Consider the following 16779-nt stretch of genomic DNA (forward strand, 5'->3'; position numbering starts at 1 on the left):
GAGTCAAGGTTGCCGTCGAGCCTAGTTAACGCCCGCTCACCCCGGCCAGCGCGAGTGACGAGAATTCCGAAACTCAAGCGTGCCGCTTCTGCATCCACGCCGGCACGCGGGACGGTCGTATCGCCAGCGCGGCCGCGGACGGCAGCCGCACGACAGGCGCGACCCAGCCCGGCCACAGCCCCGCGACCTGGCACAACGGCGCCAGCAACACGCCGGCCGCGGCCTCGTAGCCGATCGAGCTGGGGTGAAAGCGGTCCGAACTGAACATGTCGGCGTGCCGCGCCATGAACTCCGGCGCCAGGAGGTTCCCGAGCGACACCGGCACACCACCCGCCTGGCGCACCGCGGCGGTCTGCGCGGCCGCGAGGCGCAGGCTGTACCGGCGCCCGACCATCCGCAACGGCTGGGGGATCGGCCGCACGATCCCGAGGTCGGGACAGGTGCCGACGACGACGCCGCAGCCGACCGCGCGCAGCCTGCGCACCTGCTCCGCCAGCAGCCGGGCCGACTCGGCGGTGCCCATCCGCGACGTCACGTCGTTCGCGCCGATGATGACCAGCGCGACCTGGGGCACGTCCCGCACGGCCGCGTCGACCTGCGGCACCAGGTCGTGCGTGGTCGAGCCGCTGATGGCGTACGTCGACAGGCGCACCGGCCGGCCGGCTTCCTCCGCCAGCGCCTGGGCCAGCAACACGCCCGGCATCTGCGAGGGATGGGTCACACCGACACCCACCGCCATCGAGTCGCCGAGCACCGCCAGCCGCACCGGATCACGGCCGTCGTCGAGGTACACGCCGTCCGGTGCGGGCCAGAGGTGCTCCAGCACGCCGATGGCCACGCGAGCTCGTCGTCCCTGCTCAGTGAGCAGTCCGACCAGTGCGCCGGAGAGACCTCCGAGCGTCGCGGCGGTCATCGCCACCGCTCGCAGCGTCCGCAGTCCGATCATCCGCGACACCACCTTCCTCGTGGAATCGTCGGCGTCGCCGTTCGAATCAACCTCCGCAGCCACTAGAGCTACGCTTCGTCCCGCTATCTCGGAGAGTGGGAGCAGGGGAGTAGATACCGGTGGAGTACGTCGAGCACGTCGTCGATCTGGTCGGCAACACGCCGCTGGTCAAGCTGAACTCCCTGACCACGGGGATCAAGGCCACGGTGCTGGCCAAGGTGGAGTACCTGAACCCCGGCGGCAGCGTGAAGGACCGCATCGCCCTGCGGATGGTCGAGGCGGCCGAGAAGTCCGGTGAGCTGCAGCCCGGCGGCACGATCGTCGAGCCGACCTCGGGCAACACCGGCGTCGGCCTCGCGCTGGTCGCGCAGCGCAAGGGCTACAAGTGCGTCTTCGTGTGCCCGGACAAGGTCAGCGAGGACAAGCGCAACGTCCTCAAGGCCTACGGCGCCGAGGTCGTGGTGTGCCCGACCGCCGTCGCCCCCGAGCACCCGGACTCCTACTACAACGTCTCGGACCGGCTCGTCCGCGAGATCCCCGGCGCGTGGAAGCCCGACCAGTACTCCAACCCGGAGAACCCGGCGAGCCACTACCACCAGACCGGCCCCGAGATCTGGCGCCAGACCGCCGGCAAGATCACGCACTTCGTCGCGGGCGTCGGCACCGGCGGCACGATCTCCGGCACCGGCCGTTACCTCAAGGAGGTCTCGGACGGCGCCGTGAAGGTCATCGGCGCGGACCCGGAAGGCTCCGTCTACTCCGGCGGCACCGGCCGTCCGTACCTGGTCGAGGGCGTCGGCGAGGACTTCTGGCCGGAGGCCTACGACAAGACCATCTGCGACCAGATCGTCGAGGTCTCGGACGCGGACTCGTTCGACATCACCCGCCGCCTCGCCCGCGAGGAGGGCCTGCTCGTCGGCGGTTCCTGCGGCATGGCGGCCGCCGCCGCGCTGCGCATCGCGAGGGACCTGCCCGAGGACGCCGTCGTGGTCGTGATCCTCCCGGACGGCGGCCGCGGCTACCTGTCCAAGGTCTTCAACGACCGCTGGATGGCGTCCTACGGCTTCCTCCCGCCCGACTCGACCGGCGCGACCGTCGGCGACGTGCTGCGCCGCAAGGGCGGCATGCTGCCCGACCTCGTGCACGCCCACCCCAACGAGACCGTGGGTGACGCCGTCGCGATCCTGCGCGAGTTCGGTGTCTCGCAGATGCCGGTCGTCAACGCCGAACCGCCCATCATGGCGGCCGAGGTCGCCGGCGCGGTCAACGAGCGCGACCTGCTCGACGCGTTGTTCACCGGAAAGGCCCAGCTGTCCGACCGTTTGGACAAGCACATGTCGCCGCCGCTGCCGACGCTCGGCGCCGGTGAGCCGGTCGGCATCGCCATGAACGCTCTCTCGAACGCCGACGCCGCCCTCGTGCTGGAGGACGGAAAGCCCGCCGGCGTCGTGACTCGGCAGGACATTCTGGGGTTCTTGGCTGGTCGCTGAGCGTGGAAGCCGGTGCGTCCGATAGCGTGACGCCCCAGATCATCATCAGTCTTACTCGTACACGGCCCAGCCAAGGGGGTTGGAAACCGGATGAACGCTCCGCAGCCGCCAGGAAATCCGTTCGGCGGTCAGCCGCAGGAGCCCAACGCGGACGCAACGCAGATCGTCCCGGGGGGTGGCCAGCCGTCCGCGGCGAACCCGAACCCGGACGCGACGCAGGTCGTCTCGCCAGGGCACGCTCCTGCCGCACCGCAGCAGAACGCGGACGCCACCCAGGTCGTCAGCCCCGGTCAGGTGCCGCCCTCCTCGGGTGGCTTCCCGGCTCAGGGACCCGGCTCCGGCGGGTTCCCCGCCCAGCCGCCGGCCTACGGCGCTCCGCAGCAGCAGTCCTACGGTGCTCCTCAGCAGCCTTACGGCGCTCCGCAGTCCAACCCGTACGGCCAGCCGGCCGCGGGTGCCTACGGTCAGCCTCAGCAGCCTTACGGTGCTCCGCAGTCGAACCCGTACGGTCAGCCGCAGCAGCAGGCGTACGGCCAGCCCGCCGGCTACGGCCAGCCCGCCTACGGCGGCGCTCCGCAGCCTCCCACCGGCTACGCCGAGTGGGGCTCGCGGGCAGTCGCGGGCCTGATCGACTACGGCATCCCCGGCGTCGCGGCGGGCATCATCATCGGTGTCTTCAGCGCGATCGGCGCGAGCAGCGGTGACCCGTCCTCCGCGGGCCTCTTCCTGCTGATCGCCTACCTCGTCGGCTACGGCGGCCTGCTCGGCTTCTACATCTGGAACACGGTCCTCAAGGGCGGTTCCACCGGGCAGTCGATCGGCAAGAAGGTCGCGAAGATCAAGGTCGTCAAGGAGGACACGCAGCAGCCGCCCGGCGGTGGCGTGGCCTTCCTGCGTCTTCTGCTGAACAACGCGTTCGGTCTGCTCTGCGGCATCGGCTCGCTGATCAACTACCTCGCGCCGTTGTGGAACCAGCCGAAGAAGGAGACCTACTCCGACAAGATCTGCGGCACGGTCGTCATCAACTGGCCGGACACCGCGAACTACGGCGGCGGCGGTTATCCGCAGCAGCCCGGCACCGGCGGCTACCCGCAGCAGCCCGGCACCGGCGGTTACCCGCAGCAGGCCCCGCAGCAGGGTGGCTACGGCCAGCCCCCGCAGCAGGGTTACGGCGGTCAGCAGCAGGGCTGGTAAGCCCAAGGGCGTGCACGACCTCGACCAGCCCCCGGCCACCTCGGCCGGGGGCTGGTCCGTTTTCACTGCCTGGACTCTTGCGGTCGGCGGCCAGATGGGTGAGTACCCTTCGAACATGAGCACCCCATACGGCTTCGCCACCAGGGCGATCCACGCCGGTCAGGACCCGGACCCGACCACGGGTGCGGTGAACGTCCCCATCTACGCCACGTCGACGTACGCCCAGGACGGCGTGGGCGGCCTGCGGGAGGGCTTCGAGTACTCGCGCACCGGCAACCCCACCCGCCGTGCACTGGAGACGTGCCTCGCGTCGCTCGAACGCGGCCGCTACGGCCGTGCGTTCTCCTCCGGCATGGGTGCGACCGACGCCGCGCTGCGCACGTTCCTCAAGCCCGGCGACCACGTCGTCATCCCGAACGACGCCTACGGCGGCACGTTCCGCCTGATCGACAAGGTCTTCTCGCAGTGGGGGGTCACCCACTCGCCCGCCCCCGTCTCCGACGTCGACGCCATCCGCGCGGCCATCCGTCCCGAGACGAAGCTCGTGTGGATCGAGACGCCCACCAACCCGTTGCTGAACATCGGCGACATCGCGGCCATCGCCTCGGTCGCGCACGGTGCCGGCGCCAAGCTCGTGGTGGACAACACGTTCGCCTCGCCCGCCCTGCAGACTCCGCTGGAGCTGGGCGCGGACGTGGTGCTGCACTCGACGACCAAGTACATCGGCGGGCACTCCGACGTCGTGGGCGGCGCGCTGATCACCTCCGACGAGGAGCTGGACGCGGCGTTCGGCTTCCTGCAGAACGGCGCCGGGGCGGTTCCCGGGCCGTTCGACGCCTACTTGACGTTGCGCGGCATCAAGACCCTCCAGCTGCGCATGGAGAAGCACTCCGACAACGCCGAACTGGTCGCCGAGGCGCTGACCCGGCACCCGCGCGTGAAGAAGGTCATCTACCCCGGCCTGGAGTCGCACCCCGGGCACGTGGTCGCGGCCAAGCAGATGAGCCGGTTCGGCGGGATGGTGTCGTTCATCGTCGAGGGTGGCGAGGAGGCGGCGCTGGAGGTCTGCGCGCGGACCAAGCTGTTCCTGCTGGCCGAGTCGCTGGGCGGCGTCGAGTCGCTGATCGAGCACCCCGGGAAGATGACGCACGCCTCCACGGCCGGGTCGATGCTGGAGGTGCCCGCGGATCTGGTGCGGGTGTCGGTGGGCATCGAGTCCGGTGACGACCTGGTGGCCGACCTGCTAGAAGCTCTCGGCTGAGCTTGAAACGCACGCGGGGCCCTTTCGTACTGCATGAGAGTACGAAAGGGCCCCGCGTGCGTTCTTCTACGGCTTCTTCGAGCCGAACCTGTCCACGTTGTCGGCCTCGGCTGTCGGCGCCGCCGGTAGGTCGGCACCGTTCACACAGCCTCCGACGAACTGGATCGTCTCGCCGGTGCGGACGAAGCGGCCGGCTTCGTCACAACCCGCGTGCGCCACGGTCAAGAACGCCGCGCCGGTCAGTGCCGCAGCCGTGGTCACGGCTCCGACCAGCGGAATCACCGCGGCCACGCGTCGCGCGAATGCCATGCCACCTCCACCCGATGTGAGTCCCCCGTGAGGCAGCCTACCGGGGGATCGCCACCAGTGGCGTGACTCGGCATGTCGGCGGCGCATCCACGCTCAGCAGGGCGCCTCGCGGCACGGCCCCCCGCCCCCGTACAACCAGTACGAAGACGTGGGGGCGGCACCACGGTGCACCCGTCTGGCCGCGGATGCACCGGCAACGTGCCGAGCCACACCACTAGAGGTTGCCGCGTCGCTCCTGTTCGCGCTCGATCGCCTCGAAAAGGGCCTTGAAATTGCCCTTGCCGAAGCCCAGGGAGCCGTGGCGCTCGATCAGTTCGTAGAAGACGGTCGGGCGGTCGCCGATCGGCTTCGTGAAGATCTGCAGCAGGTAGCCGTCCTCGTCGCGGTCGACGAGGATGCGGTGCTCCTTCAGCGTCTCGATGGGGACGCGGACCTCGCCGATGCGGGCGCGCAGCTCCGGGTCGTCGTAGTACGAGTCCGGCGTCTCCAGGAACTCGACGCCCGCGTCGCGCATGGCCGTGACGGTGGTGATGATGTCGTTGGTGGCCAGCGCGATGTGCTGGACGCCCGCGCCCTCGTAGAACTCGAGGTACTCGTCGATCTGCGACTTCTTCTTCGCGATCGCCGGCTCGTTCAGCGGGAACTTGACGCGGTGGTTGCCGTTGGAGACGACCTTCGACATCAGGGCGGAGTAGTCCGTGGCGATGTCGTCGCCGATGAACTCCGCCATGTTCACGAAGCCCATGACGCGGTTGTACCACTCGACCCAGTAGTCCATCTTGCCGAGCTCGACGTTGCCGACGCAGTGGTCGACGGCCTGGAAGAGGCGCTTCGGGGCGCCTTCCGGACGCTTCACGGACGACGTGCGCGCCACGTAACCGGGCAGGTAGGGGCCGGTGTACTTGGAGCGGTCGACGAGCGTGTGGCGGGTCTCGCCGTACGTCGCGATCGCGGCGAGACGGACGGTGCCGTGCTCGTCGGTGACGTCGTGCGGCTCCTCCAGCACGGTGGCGCCCTGCTCGCGGGCGTGCTTGATGCACTGGTCGACGTCACCGACCTCCAGTGCCAGGTCGATCACGCCGTCGCCGTGGCGGCGGTGGTGGTCCAGGAGTTCGGAGCCGGGCGTGACGCCGCCGTGGATCACGAAGCGGGCCGAGCCCGACTTCAGCACGAACGACTTGTGGGTGCGCTGGCCGGTCTCGGGGCCCGCGTAGGCCACGAGCTCCATGCCGAACGCCACCTGGTAGAGCCACGCGGTCTGCGTGGCGTTGCCCGCGACGAACACCACAGCGTCCATGGCGCGCACAGGGAAGGGGTCCTTGGTCGCGTCGTAGTCGACCAACCCCACGAGCTGCCGGAGCTGGTCGTAGCTCACGTCGTCAAGCTGCTGCGTCATGCCCATCAGCATGATTCGACCTAGCATCGTGAGCAACAGTCTGCGAATTCACAGGGCAATTTGTATAGTGATCCATGCCTTCAGATCAGCAGAGTGAGCACTCTGACCAGCCCGTGGACGATCTCGACGCGAAGCTGCTGTTGCTCTTGACGGACGAACCCCGGCTGGGCGTCCTCGAATGCTCCCGCCGGCTGGGCGTCGCGCGGGGAACCGTGCAGGCCCGGCTGGACAGACTGGTCGAGCGGGGCGTGCTCACCGGGTTCCCGCCGGCGCTCGACCTCGGCGCGATGGGCTACGGGCTGACGGCGTTCGCGACGGTGGAGATCGCGCAGGGGCGCCGGGCCGAGGTGTGCGAGGGGCTGGCCGCGATCAGCGAGGTGTGCGAGGTGCACGCGACGACGGGCCAAGGGGACCTGTTCGTGCGAATGGTCGCCCGGTCGAACGCGGACCTGCAGCGCGTGGTCGACCACATCGTCGACGTTCCGCACGTCCGGAGGCTGTCGACCTCCATCGCGTTGTCGACGCCGGTACCTCCACGTGTGCGGCCTTTGCTCGAACGCGTGAAAGGGCGGCCACCGAAGTGACCGCCCTTTCGCACGTTTTTTGCGCGACTACGACTGGTAAGGAACCGCCGAGATCAGCGTGACCTTCTGCTGCTTGCCGTTCGGCAGCTCGTAGGACACGGTCTCCCCGTCCTTGGCGCCGTTCAGGGCCTTGCCGAGCGGCGAAAGCGGGGAGTAGACCTCCATCTCGCCGTGCGCGCCCTCTTCGCGGGTGGCGAGGAGGAAGGTCTCCGTCTCGTCGTCACCCTCGTAGCGGATCGTGAGCACTGTGCCCGGCGCCGCGACACCCTTGGTGGTGGGAGCCTCGCCGACCTTCGCGGCCTGGAGCAGCTCGTGCAGCTGGCGGATGCGCGCCTCCTGCTTGCCCTGCTCCTCGCGAGCCGCGTGGTAGCCACCGTTCTCACGGAGGTCGCCCTCCTCGCGGCGGGCGTTGATCTCGGCAGCCATGACCGGGCGGTACGCGATGAGTTCGTCCAGCTCAGCCTTGAGCCGGTCGTAGGCCTCCTGGGTCAGCCAGGTCACCTGGGTGTCGCTCACGGTCACCAACTCCTCGTCTTGCTCCGGCGCACGCGTGTGCCCCAGATAGTTCCCGGGCCGTGGGCCCGGAACGGAAAAACACGGCCCGCGCCGGGGCCGTGCTTGAGCTGCAATAGTAACACGTAGACAACGTTCAGCGACGGCGATTTGTTCCCCATCTCGCCGTTTAAACCGCAGATCACCCGCTTGGCCGCTAGCTCGTGGACAAGTAGGCGGGAACCTGGTAGGAGCACCCGAACACCTCGCCGGTGACCGGCGGCTTCGAAGTGCGGAGAACGGTTGTCTCTACGACGACGTCATTTCCCGGCGGCACCAGAACTTCGCGTCTGCCTGCTTCGTCCCCGTCCTTGGACCGGGCCCGAATGATGCAGACAGCCGCACGTTCCGGTTGATCTCGGGAAACCTCGAAACTGACCTTCACCTGGTCGTCGCCGAGGAGGATGAACGCGGTCTGCTTCGCCTCGATCGGCTTTGTGCCGAGATTTCGGTAACCGACGAAGGCGATGACGGCACCTACCGCGACGGCTACGGCGAGTAATGCCCATCGTGCCCATGCGGCCAGCGGTGCGCGGCTCTGCTTGCGGTAGCGCCCCTCGGGGAGCGCGCGTTGTGCCACTTGTCCGCGCCCTCCTCGGCCTCTGGGGAACAATGGTGCCCGGCGTTCAGTTGATGAGTGTCGCAGGACCATTCTCACAGGAGGACCACGGGGGTCATGGCCGACAAGCTGCGCCTTATGGCAGTGCACGCACATCCCGACGACGAGTCGAGCAAGGGCGCGGCCTCGATGGCTCGCTACATCGCCGAAGGGCACGACGTGATGGTCGTGACCTGTACCGACGGTGGTGCGGGCAGCATCCTCAACCCGGCGATGGACCGGCCGGACGTGCTCGAGAACATCATCGAGGTTCGCCGGGAGGAGATGGCCCGCGCGGCCAAGATCCTCGGCATCCAGCACCGCTGGCTGGGCTTCAAGGACTCGGGCCTTCCCGAGGGCGACCCGCTGCCGCCGCTGCCCGAGGGGTGCTTCGCCCTCGTGCCGCTGGAGGAGTCGGTGCCGTCCCTGGTGGAGGCCATCCGCGACTTCCGCCCGCACGTCGTGGTGACCTACGACGAGAACGGCGGCTACCCGCACCCGGACCACATCCGCACGCACGAGATCTCGATGGCCGCCCTGGACGCGGCCGCCGACCCGGCCTACCAGCCCGAACTGGGCGAGGCGTGGGAGACGCTGAAGGTCTACTACGGGCACGGCTTCTCGCGCGCCAAGATACTCGCCTTCCACGAGGCGATGGAGGCCCGCGGCATGGAGTCGCCGTACACCGAGTGGCTCGCGAACTGGGGCACCGACCGGCCGGACGTGATGGACCGCGTGACCACCCAGGTGGAGTGCGCGGACTACTTCGACGTCCGCGACGAGGCGCTGAAGGCCCACGCCACCCAGATCGACCCGACCAGCCGCTGGTTCGGCATCCCGATGGAGCTGCAGCGCGAGATCTGGCCGACCGAGGAGTACGAGCTCGTCCGCTCGCTGGTCGACTCGACGCTGCCGGAGAACGACCTGTTCGCCGGAGTTAAGGTCTAGGGGTGCTCTCCCCAGACTTCTCCGTCGGCAGCACGGTGGCGCTGGTCGCCGTGCAGCCGTCGAACACGAACGACGACGACAAGGGCGGCCAGGGCGAGGACTTCGGCAAGTCCTCCCCGGTCGGCCTCGTCCTGCTGATCGTCTTCTTCATCGCGGTGTTCTTCCTCGTCAAGTCGATGAACAAGCACATCAAGGGCTTGCCCGCATCGTTCGACGAGCCGGCCGAGGCCTCGAAGGAGACCCCGGCCGAGCCTTCCGCGCCGAAGAAGAAGGACTAGCGCGACCTGAGTTCCACCACGAAGTCGTGGACCTCCTCGAAGGCCGGCGGCTCCACCGGCAGGTCGCTGGTCTCCCGCGCCTGCCGCAGCTCCTCGTGCCAGTGCGCGAGGTCCGCCTCCAGCCGTTCGGGCGCGGGCCTGCCCGGCACCCCGGCCAGCGCCCGGTGCTCGCCGAGGATCTTGGCCTCGATGAGTCCCGGCAGGTAGTCCGGGCCGTCGAGCTTCTCCAGCAACGTCGGCAGGTGCGCGTTCACCTCGCCGGTGCGCAGCAGGTGCACGCCGGTCAGCAGCGCGCGGAACGTGTAGAGCAGCGGCTTGATCTCCGCGGTCTTCTCGAACAGCCGCCACTGGGTCGCGGCGAACCCCCGGTAGTGGTGCCCGTGCCGTGAGGTCAGGCACCCCGCGGCGAGGCCGGCCAGCTTGCGGTGCGCCTCCGTGGTGTGCACGACCAGCGGCGAGAGCAGTTGCTCCAGCACGTAGCCGTTCGGGCGGGTCAGCAGCCGGCAGAACTTCTGCACGTCGTGCGTGACGAGGTCGATCTCGACGCCGTCGCGCACCCACATCCGTTCCTTGGTCTCCGGGCCGTGCCGCAGGCCGAGGATCTCGGCGAGCGGCAGCACGTGCACGCCGCGCAGGTCCACGTCCGAGTCGCGCGACGGGAAGCCGTACAGGTGTGCGCCGGACACGGTCGCGAACAGCAGGTCGTGCGACTGCTCGGCGACGACGGCGCTCAGGTCGGGTACCTCGTAACTCACAACATCCTCCTGCGCACCGACACCAGCCAGTCCTCGACCCGTGCCCGGTCCGGGTCCTCCGGCAACGGGCCTTCTGCTCGAGCGATCTCGTCGCCGAGCCTGTGCGCCCACGCGACCGCGTCGTCCCACGGCATCTCGCCGTTGCGGATCTTCAGCAACGAGCGGTCCGCCGTGATGTCGTAACGGCCGGTGCGCAGCAGGTTCAGCCCCACCAGCCGCAACCGTACGACGTGCATGAGCTGCTTCGGTTTGAGGTTGCGGCCCGCGCGCGACAGCTGCATCTCCGTCGCGCGCGTGAAGGCCCGCACGGCGTACCGGGAGAGGAACGCGGGCAGCAGGTCCCGCAGCTCCTCTCCCATCGGCGTGCTGATCTCCACCAGCGGGCTCACCAGCGTTTCGAGCACCGTCGGGTTCGACTTGAGGCCCAGCTTGCAGAAGTGCTCGACCTCCCAGCTCAGCTGCTCCGGGTCCGGTCCCTCGACGCTCGTCGAGGGCTTCTCCAGGCGCCAGAACGCTTCCGTGGGCGCGACGAACACCCCGCGTCTGTCCACATCGGATTCCGCGCTCGCCAGCCCGTAGGCGTGCGAGCCGATCACGGCTTCGAGGATCACAGTCTTGGGTCCACCGGTTCCGACTCCAGCGCGAGCACGCCAAAGACGCACTCGTGCACCCGCCACAGGGGTTCGCCGCGCACGAGGCGTTCCAAGGCCTCGATGCCCAGGGCGTACTCGCGCAGGGCGAGTCCGCGCTTGCGGCCGAGCGAACGCTTGCGCAGCCGCGAGAGGTTCTCGGGCGAGGTGTAGTCCGGGCCGTAGATGATCCGCAGGTACTCACGCCCGCGCACCTTCACACCCGGCTGCACGCGTCCGCCGAGGTTCGCCAGTGGCTTCACGACCATGCCCTCACCGCCGGCCGCGGTCAGTTCCTCCCACCACTGCACGCCGGCGGCCACCTGCTCGGGGTCGTTCACGTCGACCACGAGGTGCCGGGTCCGCTGGAACAGCGGTCCTTCGAGCTTGCCCAGCGTCTCCAGGTGCCACAGGTGCGAACGGTCGTGGAACGTCCGGCCCTCCGCCGCGAGCAGCTGGAACGGCGCGATCCGCACGCCCTCCAGTCCGTCGGTGGGCCAGCAGTACCGCTCGTACGCCGCGCTGTAGGCAGCGGCGTTCGAGGCGCGCTGAGTCGTGCGCGCCAACAGTTCCGCGACGTCGACACCGCGTGCCGCCGCCGCTGCCAGTGCGTCGACCGCGACCGGGAGCGCGCCGTTCGCCGCGGCGCCGACCGCCGCGTACTGCTCGCGGATCAGCCCGGAAGCCTTGGCGTTCCACGGCATCAGCTCGGCGTCGACGAGCAGCCAGTCCGTGGCGAACTCGTCGAACAACGGCTTGGCCGCCTCGCGCACGCCGTCGAGCAGTTCGGTGCCCAGCGCGCCGTCGAAGAACGCACGGCCGGTGCGCGTGTAGATCGCGCCGCCAACCTTCCGCACCAGCAACACGGCGCGGGAGCCCATGTGCTTCTCCTCGCAGATCACCTGCCCGACGCGGGCGGACCGGTACTCCGCGAAGGCCTCCTCCGGGTGCTCCAGCACGTCCTCGCGCTGCGAGGTCGCCACAGGTGCCATCGTCGGCGGCAGGTACATCAGGTCGTGCGGGTCGATCGCGAACCGGCTCATGACCTCCAGCGCGCTCGCGGACTGCTCCGCGCGGATCGTCACGGCGCCGATCAGCGACGTGTCGATCCGGCGCAGGCCGGTGACGTCGGAAAGCGCCAGCACGTCCGGCGCGCGTTCGACGGCCTTCGGCGGGAACGGTGCGTCGTTCTCGTACCAGGTCTGATGTGCCTTGACGGAGACGAGTTCCTTCTCCGGGTAGCGCAACGCGGTCAGCTTGCCGCCGAACACCACGCCCGTTTCGAGGCACATCGTGTTGTTGATCCACTCCGCCTCTGGCGTCAGGACGTGCCCGTACAGCACCATCGCCGAGCCGCGGTAGTCGTTCGCCCACGGCAGGCGCACCGGCAGTCCGTACGCGTCGGTCTCGCCCGTCGTGTCGCCGTACAGGGCGAAGCTGCGGACCTTCGCGGACGCGCGGCCGTGGTAGCGCTCGGGCAGTCCGGCGTGCGCGACGACGAGGTTCCCGCCGTCCAGGACGTAGTGCGCGACCAGGCCGTCGCAGAACTTCGTCGCGGCCAGGCGGAACTCCTCGGACTCGTGTGCGAGCTGCTCCAGCGACTTCTCCAGCCCGTGCCGGACCGTCACCTTGTGGCCGCGCATCGCCCGCACGAGCTTCTCCTCGTGGTTTCCGCGCACGCTGAGGGCGTGCCCGTTGGCGACCATGCCCATCACGAGACGCAGGACGCCGGGGGTGTCCGGCCCGCGGTCCACGAGGTCGCCGACGAACACGGCCTTGCGCTCGCCCGGCGGAACCGCGTCGACCGCCCGGCCCTCGTCGTCACGCACGAGGGTGTAGCCGAGTTCGGTGAGCAGCTCCTCCAGCTCCGCGCGGCAGCCGTGCACGTCACCGAACACGTCGAACGGGCCGGTCTCGTGCCGGAGGTCGTTGAGCAGGCGCTCGTACACGATCGTCGAGTTGTCCACATCGGACTCGGAGCGCAGCACGTGGACGCGCTTGAACCCCTCCTTGCCGAGGTACTTCAGCGAACGGCGCAACGCCGCCCGGTGCCGCTTCACGACGTGCGCGCCGAAGTCCCGGTCGGGGCGCTGCGCGTTGCGGGCGAGGCACACCTCGGTAGGGGTGTCGAGCACGATCGCGACCGGCAGGACGTTCGCCTTCCTGGCGACCGCGACCAGCTGGGCGCGGTCCTGCGGCTGCACGTTGGTCGCGTCGATCACGGTGACACGTCCGGCCTCCAGCCGCTTGGACGCCACGTGGTGCAGCACGTCGAACGCCGCCGCGGACGCCGACTGGTCGTTCTCGTCGTCGGCCACGAGACCGCGGAAGTAGTCGCTCGACAACACCTGCGTGGGCAGGAAGTGCTTGCGCGCGAACGTGGACTTGCCGGATCCGGAGGCGCCGACGAGCACCACCAGACACAGGTCGGGGATCTTCAGTTCCATCAGTTCACGTCTCCCGAGCTGAAAACGGCCATCTGGGTCGGTGCGCCGCGTTCGGCGTCCTCCGGCCCGATCGGCACGAAGCGCACTGCGTAGCCACGGCGTTCCGCGACGCCGTCCGCCCATTCCCGGAACTCCTGGCGGGTCCATTCGAAACGGTGGTCGGAGTGCCGCATCTGCCCTTCCGGCAACGTTTCGAACAGCACGTTGTACTCGACGTTCGGCGTCGTCACCAGCACCGTCGCCGGACGTGCCACGGTGAAGACCGAGTGCTCCAGCGCGGGCAGGCGCGACGGGTCGACGTGCTCGACGACCTCCATCAGCACCGCCGCGTCGTAGCCGGCCAGTTCGGGGTCCGCGTACGTCAAAGCCGACTGCCGCAACGTGATCCGCTCGCGCTGACGGTCGCCCATGCGGTCGAGGTGCAGCTTGCGCGCGGCCTCGTGCAACGCCTTCGCGGACACGTCGACACCGTGGATCTCGGTGAACTCCGGCTCGTTGACGAGAGCGCGCAGCAGCGCCCCGCCACCGCAACCGAGGTCGAGCACGCGCTTGGCCCCGGCCTCCTTGAGCGCCTTGATCACAGCCTCCTTGCGCTGTGCGGCAAGGGAGATCTTCGGCTCGGCCAGCGCGTTGTCGAGCTCCTCCGGCTCGACCTCGTCGACGTCCGCGAGACGTTCCAGGGCCGAGGTGATCAACGGTCGCTTGCGCGCCAGGTACCGGGTGGTGATCAGCTCCTTGTCCGGGTGCGCCGCCAGCCAGCCGTCACCGGCCTTGAGCAGCTTGTCGACCTCGTCGGCCGCGACCCAGTAGTGCTTGCCGCCGTCGAGCACGGGCAGCAGCACGTAGAGGTGCTTCAGCGCGTCGCTGAGCTTGACGGTGCCGGTCAGCGTCACGTCGCCGAAGCGCGAGTCGCCGTGCCCGGTCGTCTCGACGCTCCAGCCGAGTGGCGTGAACAGCCGCGCCGCGAGCCGGTGCGGCAGCGCGGGAATGCGGATGACCAGCGGGATCGGCGTCGCGGCGAGTTCGGGGTAGCTCTCGCTGCGGCCGTTCATGGCCGTGCGGAACACGCTGCCGAGCGCGACCGTGAGCAACGACCCGGCCGCGTACGGCCTGTCGTTGACGTATTGGGTGAGCGTGCTGCCGGGACCTCGGACGAGCGCGATGGGGTCGACCTCCAGCAGGAGGGCGACCGTGCATTCCTCGTTCGTCGCCTTCGGGTAGAAGACGTGCGCGACGCCCGAGCTCGTCGTGAAGGACTGAGCCCGGTCGGGATGCTTGTGCAGCAGGTGGCCCAGATCGGTCGCCGGCTGATGCGTCGTGGTCATGGTGAGCAACACGGGCCTGAGTCTGATCGAGATTCGGCCTCTGCGCTGCTCATTTAGTGTGGTTCGCATGACTAACCGGCTTGCGGACGCGACCAGCCCTTACCTGCTGCAGCACGCGGACAACCCGGTCGACTGGTGGCCCTGGTCCGAGGAGGCGTTCGAGGAGGCGCGGCGGCGCAACGTGCCGGTGCTGCTGTCCGTCGGCTACGCGGCCTGCCACTGGTGCCACGTGATGGCGCACGAGTCTTTCGAGGACGCCGAGGTCGCTCAGTTCCTGAACGAGCACTTCGTGCCGGTGAAGGTGGATCGGGAGGAACGACCGGACGTCGACGCCGTGTACATGGAGGTCACGCAGGCCATGACCGGCCACGGCGGGTGGCCGATGACGGTGTTCCTCACGCCGGACGCGCGGCCGTTCCACGCCGGCACCTACTACCCGCCGGCTCCCCGTCCCGGCATGCCGTCGTTCCGGCAGCTCATCGAGGCCGTGTCGGCGACCTGGGCCGCGCGGCCTGGCGAGATCCTGCAGTCGGCTTCCGCCGTGGTGGAGGAGATCTCCCGCCACGCCTCGCCGTTGCCGCCGTCCACTGTGGACGCGGACGTGCTGGCGGGCGCGGTGGTGTCCTTGCTCGGCGAGTTCGACCGGCGCAACGGCGGGTTCGGCGGCGCGCCGAAGTTCCCGCCGTCGATGGTGCTGGAGTTCCTGGTGCGCCACCACGAACGCACCGGGTCGGTCGAGGCCGTGTCGATGGCGACCGCGACGGCCGACGCGATGGCCAACGGCGGGCTCTACGACCAGCTCGGTGGCGGGTTCGCGCGCTACAGCGTCGACGCCTCGTGGGTGGTGCCGCACTTCGAGAAGATGTTGTACGACAACGCTTTGCTGCTCCGCTTCTACACGCACCTGACTCGGGTGACGGGTTCCGGGCGCTATGAGCGGGTCGCCAGGGACACGGCCGCGTTCCTGCTGCGGGACCTTCGGACGGCCGAAGGTGGTTTCGCCGCCTCGCTGGACGCGGACACCGAGGGCGTCGAGGGCCTGACCTACGTGTGGTCGTTCGAGGAGCTCGGTTCGGCGGCCGCTGCCTTCGGCGTGACCGCCGAGCCGAACTTCGAGGACGGCAAGTCCACGTTGCGGTTCGTGTCGGAGCCGGGGGAGGAGGTGCGAGCCGCGCTGCTGGCCCAGCGCGCTCTGCGGCCGCAGCCCGGCCGTGACGACAAGGTGATCGCCTCCTGGAACGGCATGGCGATCGCCGCGCTGGCCGAGGCGGGCGCGTTCTTCGGCGAGCCGTCGTGGATCACGGCGGCCTCGGAGGCGGCGTCGCTGCTGGCCTCGGTGCACCTGGTCGAGGGCAGGCTGCTGCGGACCTCGCGCGACGGCGTCGCCGGACCGTCGTTCGGCGTGCTGGAGGACTACGGCTGCCTCGCCGACGGCCTGCTGGCGTTGCACCAGGTCACCGGCTCGATCCGGTGGCTCGACGTCGCGTGCGGCCTGCTGGACACCGCCCTCGCGCGGTTCGCCGTGCCGGACTCTCCCGGCGCCTACTACGACACCGCCGACGATGCCGAGACGTTGGTCAGGCGTCCTGCGGACTCGACCGACAACGCGTCGCCCTCCGGCGCGTCCTCGCTGGCCTCGGCCTTGCTGACGGCCTCCCTGCTGTCCGGCGCCGATCGTTCCTCGCGCTACTTCACCGCCGCTTCGGAGGCGGTGACGCGGGCCGGTCTGCTGGCCGCGCGGGCGCCGCGGTTCGCCGGTCACTGGCTCACCGCCGCCGAGGCGCTGGTCGCGGGCCCGTTGCAGGTGGCGGTGGTGGGTGCCGACGACTCGCGCCGTGCGTCGCTGTGGGCAGCGGCCGTAGCCCATGTGCCCGGAGGCGGCGTCGTCGTGGCCGGAGAGCCGGGGTCCGTGCCGTTGCTCGAAGACCGCCCGCTGGTCGATGAAGGTCCTGCGGCCTACGTGTGCCACGGCTACGTGTGCGACCGGCCCGTCGTGTCGGAAGAAGCCCTGGTCACTTCGCTGACGGCGAACACCCGCTGACTGATTGCAGGCGTAACGTCGGTTAC

The 16779-nt window shown here is 69.4% G+C and carries 16 protein-coding genes; 7 read left to right on the forward strand and 9 right to left on the reverse strand.

Translation table 11 applies throughout. The features are described from left to right. Positions 1–73: 73 nt before the first annotated feature. A complete protein-coding gene (locus AB0M48_RS13980) occupies positions 74–946 on the reverse strand; it encodes an SGNH/GDSL hydrolase family protein (RefSeq protein ID WP_363840599.1) in 873 nt (290 codons plus the stop codon). A gap of 119 nt (positions 947–1065) precedes the next feature. On the opposite strand from AB0M48_RS13980, the gene AB0M48_RS13985 reads away from it, so the two are divergent. The 3 genes from AB0M48_RS13985 (at position 1066) to AB0M48_RS13995 (ending at position 4891) form a co-directional block, all read left to right on the forward strand. Next, on the forward strand, positions 1066–2436 hold the full coding sequence (locus AB0M48_RS13985) for a cystathionine beta-synthase (protein WP_363840602.1): 1371 nt from the start codon (positions 1066–1068) through the stop codon (positions 2434–2436). Between the two features lie 90 nt (positions 2437–2526). Then, complete coding sequence (locus tag AB0M48_RS13990; RefSeq protein ID WP_363840605.1) at positions 2527–3630, forward strand: RDD family protein; 1104 nt, start codon at positions 2527–2529, stop codon at positions 3628–3630. A 115-nt stretch (positions 3631–3745) separates the two neighbouring features. After that, on the forward strand, positions 3746–4891 hold the full coding sequence (locus tag AB0M48_RS13995) for a cystathionine gamma-synthase (protein ID WP_363840608.1): 1146 nt from the start codon (positions 3746–3748) through the stop codon (positions 4889–4891). Positions 4892–4957: 66 nt separating this feature from the next. Here AB0M48_RS13995 and AB0M48_RS14000 read toward each other — a convergent pair whose 3' ends face one another. Further along, complete coding sequence (locus AB0M48_RS14000; RefSeq protein WP_363840612.1) at positions 4958–5200, reverse strand: hypothetical protein; 243 nt, start codon at positions 5198–5200, stop codon at positions 4958–4960. 214 nt (positions 5201–5414) lie between these two features. Then, positions 5415–6596, reverse strand: coding sequence for a 4-hydroxyphenylpyruvate dioxygenase (gene hppD, locus AB0M48_RS14005; protein ID WP_363840615.1), 1182 nt, complete (start codon positions 6594–6596; stop codon positions 5415–5417). A 74-nt stretch (positions 6597–6670) separates the two neighbouring features. Here hppD and AB0M48_RS14010 point away from each other — a divergent pair, with 74 nt between their 5' ends. Continuing rightward, the gene (locus tag AB0M48_RS14010; RefSeq protein ID WP_363840618.1) at positions 6671–7180 is read left to right on the forward strand and encodes an Lrp/AsnC family transcriptional regulator; all 510 of its coding nucleotides are present in this window, start codon (positions 6671–6673) and stop codon (positions 7178–7180) included. A gap of 27 nt (positions 7181–7207) precedes the next feature. Here AB0M48_RS14010 and greA read toward each other — a convergent pair whose 3' ends face one another. Next, positions 7208–7705 (reverse strand): transcription elongation factor GreA, encoded by a 498-nt coding sequence (gene greA, locus AB0M48_RS14015; protein WP_090007240.1) that lies wholly within the window; start codon positions 7703–7705, stop codon positions 7208–7210. 184 nt (positions 7706–7889) lie between these two features. Then, positions 7890–8312, reverse strand: coding sequence for a DUF4307 domain-containing protein (locus AB0M48_RS14020; RefSeq protein WP_363840622.1), 423 nt, complete (start codon positions 8310–8312; stop codon positions 7890–7892). Positions 8313–8408: 96 nt separating this feature from the next. On the opposite strand from AB0M48_RS14020, the gene mca reads away from it, so the two are divergent. Together mca and AB0M48_RS14030 are read left to right on the forward strand one after the other, a co-directional pair. Continuing rightward, complete coding sequence (mca, locus tag AB0M48_RS14025) at positions 8409–9278, forward strand: mycothiol conjugate amidase Mca (RefSeq protein ID WP_363840625.1); 870 nt, start codon at positions 8409–8411, stop codon at positions 9276–9278. A gap of 35 nt (positions 9279–9313) precedes the next feature. Further along, positions 9314–9556 carry a hypothetical protein gene (locus AB0M48_RS14030; RefSeq protein ID WP_363841312.1) on the forward strand — a complete coding sequence of 81 codons (243 nt, stop codon included), beginning with the start codon at positions 9314–9316 and terminating at the stop codon, positions 9554–9556. Here the strand turns inward: AB0M48_RS14030 and AB0M48_RS14035 are convergent. Genes AB0M48_RS14035 through AB0M48_RS14050 form a run of 4 tightly spaced genes read right to left on the reverse strand, consistent with a single transcriptional unit; the run spans position 9553 to position 14724 of the window. Next, positions 9553–10311 (reverse strand): nucleotidyltransferase domain-containing protein, encoded by a 759-nt coding sequence (locus AB0M48_RS14035; protein ID WP_363840628.1) that lies wholly within the window; start codon positions 10309–10311, stop codon positions 9553–9555. The two genes, AB0M48_RS14030 and AB0M48_RS14035, sit on opposite strands and share 4 nt — an antisense overlap. After that, positions 10308–10922: a nucleotidyltransferase domain-containing protein gene (locus AB0M48_RS14040; protein ID WP_363840634.1), complete on the reverse strand. Its 615-nt coding sequence runs from the start codon at positions 10920–10922 to the stop codon at positions 10308–10310. Before AB0M48_RS14040 ends, AB0M48_RS14035 begins: the two co-directional genes overlap by 4 nt. Then, on the reverse strand, positions 10919–13387 hold the full coding sequence (locus AB0M48_RS14045; RefSeq protein ID WP_363840637.1) for a polynucleotide kinase-phosphatase: 2469 nt from the start codon (positions 13385–13387) through the stop codon (positions 10919–10921). The genes AB0M48_RS14040 and AB0M48_RS14045 overlap by 4 nt, the downstream gene beginning before the upstream one ends. Beyond that, positions 13387–14724 carry a 3' terminal RNA ribose 2'-O-methyltransferase Hen1 gene (locus AB0M48_RS14050; RefSeq protein WP_363840640.1) on the reverse strand — a complete coding sequence of 446 codons (1338 nt, stop codon included), beginning with the start codon at positions 14722–14724 and terminating at the stop codon, positions 13387–13389. The genes AB0M48_RS14045 and AB0M48_RS14050 overlap by 1 nt, the downstream gene beginning before the upstream one ends. A gap of 55 nt (positions 14725–14779) precedes the next feature. Here AB0M48_RS14050 and AB0M48_RS14055 point away from each other — a divergent pair, with 55 nt between their 5' ends. Beyond that, positions 14780–16753, forward strand: a complete 1974-nt coding sequence (locus AB0M48_RS14055) for a thioredoxin domain-containing protein (RefSeq protein WP_363840643.1) — start codon at positions 14780–14782, stop codon at positions 16751–16753. The last annotated feature ends 26 nt before the right edge of the window (positions 16754–16779 follow it).

The organism is Lentzea sp. NPDC051208 (genome assembly GCF_040682435.1).
Classification (GTDB): Bacteria; Actinomycetota; Actinomycetes; order Mycobacteriales; family Pseudonocardiaceae; genus Lentzea; species Lentzea kristufekii.

Coding starts and splice junctions, on each gene's coding strand:
- AB0M48_RS14010 (WP_363840618.1), top strand. CDS start 6,671: ATGCCTTCAGATCAGCAGAGTGAGCACTCTGACCAGCCCGTGGACGAT.
- mca (WP_363840625.1), top strand. CDS start 8,409: ATGGCCGACAAGCTGCGCCTTATGGCAGTGCACGCACATCCCGACGAC.
- AB0M48_RS14045 (WP_363840637.1), bottom strand. CDS start 13,387: ATGGAACTGAAGATCCCCGACCTGTGTCTGGTGGTGCTCGTCGGCGCC.
- hppD (WP_363840615.1), bottom strand. CDS start 6,596: ATGACGCAGCAGCTTGACGACGTGAGCTACGACCAGCTCCGGCAGCTC.
- AB0M48_RS14055 (WP_363840643.1), top strand. CDS start 14,780: ATGACTAACCGGCTTGCGGACGCGACCAGCCCTTACCTGCTGCAGCAC.
- AB0M48_RS13990 (WP_363840605.1), top strand. CDS start 2,527: ATGAACGCTCCGCAGCCGCCAGGAAATCCGTTCGGCGGTCAGCCGCAG.
- AB0M48_RS13995 (WP_363840608.1), top strand. CDS start 3,746: ATGAGCACCCCATACGGCTTCGCCACCAGGGCGATCCACGCCGGTCAG.
- AB0M48_RS14000 (WP_363840612.1), bottom strand. CDS start 5,200: ATGGCATTCGCGCGACGCGTGGCCGCGGTGATTCCGCTGGTCGGAGCC.
- AB0M48_RS13980 (WP_363840599.1), bottom strand. CDS start 946: ATGATCGGACTGCGGACGCTGCGAGCGGTGGCGATGACCGCCGCGACG.